The organism is Agromyces sp. NPDC055658, from assembly GCF_053618155.1.
Map to the genome: position 1 here is coordinate 1 of NZ_JBSHHD010000072.1, position 4,622 is coordinate 4,622.

Below are 4,622 nucleotides of genomic sequence, written 5' to 3' on the forward strand. Positions count from 1 at the left end.
GGCCGACGCCGCCGCCGCCCGCGAAGCGACCGCGCCGAGCCAGGCGGCACCGGCGGCCGCCGCGACCGCCGCGGCAGCCGCCACGATCGACGCGGTCGTCGCGCCGGCCGGAACCGGCGCCCGACCCGACGGCACGGGCGACGGGGCACCCGCAGCCCCCGGCACCGTCGAACCGGGCGCGGCGCCCGCCGGCCCTGCCCGCCAGGCCGTCGGCGCCCGCGCCGGAGCCCTCGTCAACCAGCGGGTCGACGAGTTCCTCGCGCCCGAGCTCGACCCCGACCTCGCCCCGCCCGAGTCGGTCGTGCACCTGCCGATCCCGCGCGTGATCGGTTCGACCGTGCTCGGCGGCTCGACGATCTGGGCGGCGATCCTCATCGCGATCATCGCCGTCGGGGTCTCGACCGGGCAGACGTGGGTGCTGTTCAGCTTCGTGCCCGCGGCGATCGGTCTCGTGAGCTACATGTGGTCGCGCATCACGAAGTCGCTGCGCTACTCGATCGCCGGCACCCCCGACGGTGTCCGCATCGGCCACGGCCTGCTGTCGACCGGCAACCAGACGATCCCGCCCGGCCGCATCCACGCGATCGAGGCGACGCAGTGGGTGTTCTGGCGTCCGTTCGGCTGGTGGTCGATCCGCATCAACGTGGCCGGTCACTCCGTCGCGAACTCGAACGAGGCGGCGCAGCGCACGACGGTGCTGCCGGTCGGCACCGTCGCCGACGTGCACCGCGTGCTCGCCCTGCTGCTGCCGGATGCCGCGGCCGAGGTCGACCCGCTCGTCGGCGCCGGCCTCACCGGGCGCGGGGCGGGCGCGGGCTTCTCGTCGACCCCGCGGCGCGCCGCGTGGTTGCGGCCGTTCTCGTGGCGCCGCATCGGCTGGGCCGCGGCCGACGGGGTCGCGCTCATCCGCCGGGGCGCGCTCGTGCGCAGCCTCACGCTCGTGCCGCTCGCCCGCATGCAGTCGGTCGCGGTGTCGGCGGGGCCGATCGATCGCACGCTGCGGTTGTCGGCCCTGCGCCTGCACACGGTCACCGGCCCCGTCAGCGCCGTGCTGCCGGTCGTCGACCGCGACGAGGCGAGCGTGCTCTTCGAACGGCTCGCCGACGAGGCCGTCGCCCGCGCCGCGAGCGATACGACGCACCACTGGGGTGCCCTGCCCGGAGGAGCTCCCGATGCCGGCTGAACGTGCAGGACGACTCGGGGTCGGCACGATCGGCGCCGGCCGCGTCGGCGCCGTGCTCGCCGCCGCGCTCGGCGGCGCCGGGCACGCCCTGACCGGCGTCGCCGCCGTCTCGGACGAGAGCCGCGAGCGTGCCGCCGTGATGCTGCCCGGCGTGCCGGTGCTCGAGGTGCCGGTCATCGTCGAGCGCAGCGAGCTCGTCCTGCTCGCGTTGCCCGACGACGAGCTCGAGGGTCTCGTGGCGGGGCTCGCCGACGCGGGCGTCTGGCAGCCCGGGCAGCTCGTGCTGCACACCTCGGCGGGGTTCGGCACGAGTGTGCTCGAGCCGGCCCGCCGCGCCGGGGCGATCCCGCTCGCGGTGCACCCGGCGATGACGTTCACGGGCACGAGCATCGACCTCGCCCGGCTGCCCGGCACGTGGTTCGCCGTCACCGCGCCGTCGCCCGTGCTGCCGATCGGGCAGGCCCTCGTCGTCGAGATGGGCGGTGAGCCGTTCATCGTCGCCGAGGCCGATCGGGCCGCATACGGCGACGCGGTCGACACCGTCGTGTCGTTCTCGAGCGCGATCGTCGACCAGGCGAGCACGCAGCTCGACGCGATCGGGGTGCCGCGTCCCGGCGCCGTCCTCGCCGCGCTCGCGCGGAGCGCCGTCGAGAACGCCCTCGCCCGCCACGACCGCGGGCCGTTGCCCGACGGTACGATCGACGGGGCCGGATTCGACCGGCCGCTGGGAGGTGGCGCGTGAGCGCGATCGACGCCCGACCCGAGGGCACGCGCGTGGTCCCGACGATCGCCGAACTGCGCGCCCTCATCGCCGACGAGCGGCGGGGCGGGGCGACCATCGCCTTCGTGCCGACGATGGGCGCGCTGCACGACGGCCACCTGGCACTCGTCGCCCGCGCGCGCGAGCTCGCCGACGTCGTCGTCGTCTCGATCTTCGTCAACCCGCTGCAGTTCGGGCCGGGCGAGGACCTCGACCGCTACCCGCGCACGCTCGACGCCGACGTCGCGGCCCTCTCCGGCCTCGAGGTCGAGGTCGTGTTCGCGCCGACGGCGGCCGAGATGTATCCCGACGGGCCGAGCTCGACGCGAGTCGTCGCGGGCGAGGTCGGGGCGCTGTACGAGGGCGCTTCGCGCCCGGGGCACTTCGACGGCATGCTCACGGTCGTGCAGAAGCTCTTCCACATCGTCGCCCCCGACGTCGCGGTGTTCGGCCAGAAGGACGCGCAGCAGGTGTTCCTCGTGCGCCGGATGGTGCGCGACCTCGACCTGCCCGTCGCGATCGAGGTCGTGCCGACGGTCCGCGAGGGCGACGGTCTCGCGCTCTCGAGTCGCAACCGCTTCCTCGACGAAGACGAGCGGCGCACCGCGCTCGTGCTCTCCGAGGCGCTCGCCGCGGCCGCCGACTCGGCGGCCGACGGGGTCGACGAGGCGCTCGCCGAGGCGGTGGCCGCGTTCGGCGACCACGACGGCGCCGAGCTCGACTACTTCGTGATCGTCGACCCTGCGACGTTCCTGCCGGTGGCGACGGATGCCTCGGGGCCGGCGCTCGCGCTCGTCGCGGCGAGGGTCGGCGCGACCCGCCTGATCGACAACCGGCTGATCGAACTCGGCTGATCGGGCCGCCTGCGGGCGGCAAGTAGGCTTGAGCACGCACCCGGATCCTGCTGCGGCAGGCACTGCCCGCGCGACGAGAGAGAACGATGGCCGACGAGACGCCGAACCAGACCGCCGAACCCACTGCCGACGAGATCAGTGAGCAGAAGGCCGTGCGGCTCGCCAAGCGCGAGCGGCTCATCGCCGAGGCATCCGGTCTCGGCGGCGGGGCCTACCCGGTGCGCCTGCCGATCACGGCGACCATCCCCGAGGTGCGCGACCGCTTCGTCGGCCTCGGCGTCGACGAGGCGTCGGGTGAGACGGTCGGGCTCGCAGGTCGCGTCGTGCACCTGCGCAACACCGGCAAGCTCTGCTTCGCCGCCCTGCAGTCGGGCGACGGCAGCCGCATCCAGGCGATGGTCTCGCTCGGCGAGGTCGGCGAGGAGTCGCTCGCCGCGTGGAAGGAGCTCGTCGACCTCGGCGACCACGTGTTCGTCTCGGGCGAGGTCATCACGAGCCGCCGCGGCGAGCTCTCGATCATGGTGAAGGAGTGGCGCATCGCGGCGAAGGCGATCCTGCCGCTGCCGAACCTGCACAACGAGCTCAACGAAGAGACGCGGGTGCGCTCGCGCTACCTCGACCTCATCGCCCGCGAGCAGGCCCGCCGCAACGTGATCGACCGCGCGAAGGTGAACGCGAGCCTGCGGCAGACCTTCACGAGCCTCGGCTTCATCGAGGTCGAGACCCCGATGCTGCAGGTCATGCACGGCGGCGCCTCCGCCCGTCCGTTCGTCACGCACTCGAACGCGTTCGACACCGAGCTGTACCTGCGCATCGCGCCCGAGCTGTACCTCAAGCGCGCCGTCGTCGGCGGCATCGAGCGGGTGTACGAGATCAACCGCAACTTCCGCAACGAGGGCGCCGACTCGACGCACTCGCCCGAGTTCGCGATGCTCGAGGCCTACGAGGCGTACGGCGACTACAACACGATCGCCGACCTCACCCAGAAGCTGATCCAGGACGCCGCAGCCGCGGTGTCGGGCTCGCACGTCGTGACCTGGGCCGACGGCACCGAGTACGACCTCGGCGGCGACTGGGACCGCATCTCGATGTACGGCTCGCTCTCGCAGGCGGTCGGCGAGGAGATCACGCCCGAGACGCCGATGTCGCGCCTGAAGGAGCTCGCCGACGAGGCCGGCATCGAGATCGACCACCCGATCCCCGGCAAGTACGTCGAAGAGCTCTGGGAGCACCACATCAAGGGCGGCCTCGAGCGGCCGACCTTCGTCATGGACTTCCCCGAGGACACGTCGCCGCTCGTGCGCGGCCACCGCGACATCGCGGGCGTCGTCGAGAAGTGGGACCTCTACATCCGCGGCTTCGAGCTCGCGACGGGGTACTCCGAGCTCGTCGACCCGGTCATCCAGCGCGACCGCTTCGTGGCCCAGGCCAAGCTCGCCGCCGGCGGCGACCCCGAGGCGATGCGCCTCGACGAGGAGTTCCTGCGGGCGCTCGAGTTCGGCATGCCGCCGTCGGGCGGCATGGGCATGGGCATCGACCGGCTGCTCATGGCCGTCACCGGCCTCGGCATCCGCGAGACGATCCTCTTCCCGCTCGTCAAGTAGCACGTACCCCCGCCCCCTCTGAACGGATGCCTCGCATGAACGACCGACCCGACGACCGGCCGAACGGCGAGAAGCCCGATCGCGAGCCGCCCTCGAGGGCGCGCGTCGTGATCTGGGTCGTCGTCGCCGCGGTCGGGCTCTACCTCGTGGGTTCGGGCGTGTGGGGACTGCTCACCCCGGGTTGACCGGGTCGGCGCGGGGCGGCGCCGCGACGTCGGTCA

At 73.4% G+C, this 4,622-nt stretch carries 5 protein-coding genes; all 5 read left to right on the plus strand.

Annotated features, from left to right (window positions below; genetic code table 11):
* A partial coding sequence (locus ACWGPE_RS18415) for a PH domain-containing protein (RefSeq protein WP_452049229.1) occupies window positions 1-1,183 on the plus strand: 1,183 nt, incomplete at its 5' end.
* Entirely contained in the window at window positions 1,173-1,925 is a 753-nt protein-coding gene (locus tag ACWGPE_RS18420; protein WP_231430011.1) for a Rossmann-like and DUF2520 domain-containing protein, read from the plus strand. The genes ACWGPE_RS18415 and ACWGPE_RS18420, both read left to right, overlap by 11 nt.
* The gene (panC, locus tag ACWGPE_RS18425) at window positions 1,922-2,797 is read left to right on the plus strand and encodes a pantoate--beta-alanine ligase (RefSeq protein ID WP_308191625.1); all 876 of its coding nucleotides are present in this window, start codon (window positions 1,922-1,924) and stop codon (window positions 2,795-2,797) included. Before ACWGPE_RS18420 ends, panC begins: the two co-directional genes overlap by 4 nt.
* A gap of 86 nt (window positions 2,798-2,883) precedes the next feature.
* Window positions 2,884-4,401 carry a lysine--tRNA ligase gene (gene lysS / locus ACWGPE_RS18430; protein WP_231430012.1) on the plus strand — a complete coding sequence of 506 codons (1,518 nt, stop codon included), beginning with the start codon at window positions 2,884-2,886 and terminating at the stop codon, window positions 4,399-4,401.
* 35 nt (window positions 4,402-4,436) lie between these two features.
* Complete coding sequence (locus ACWGPE_RS18435; RefSeq protein ID WP_231430013.1) at window positions 4,437-4,586, plus strand: hypothetical protein; 150 nt, start codon at window positions 4,437-4,439, stop codon at window positions 4,584-4,586.
* Window positions 4,587-4,622: the final 36 nt, after the last annotated feature.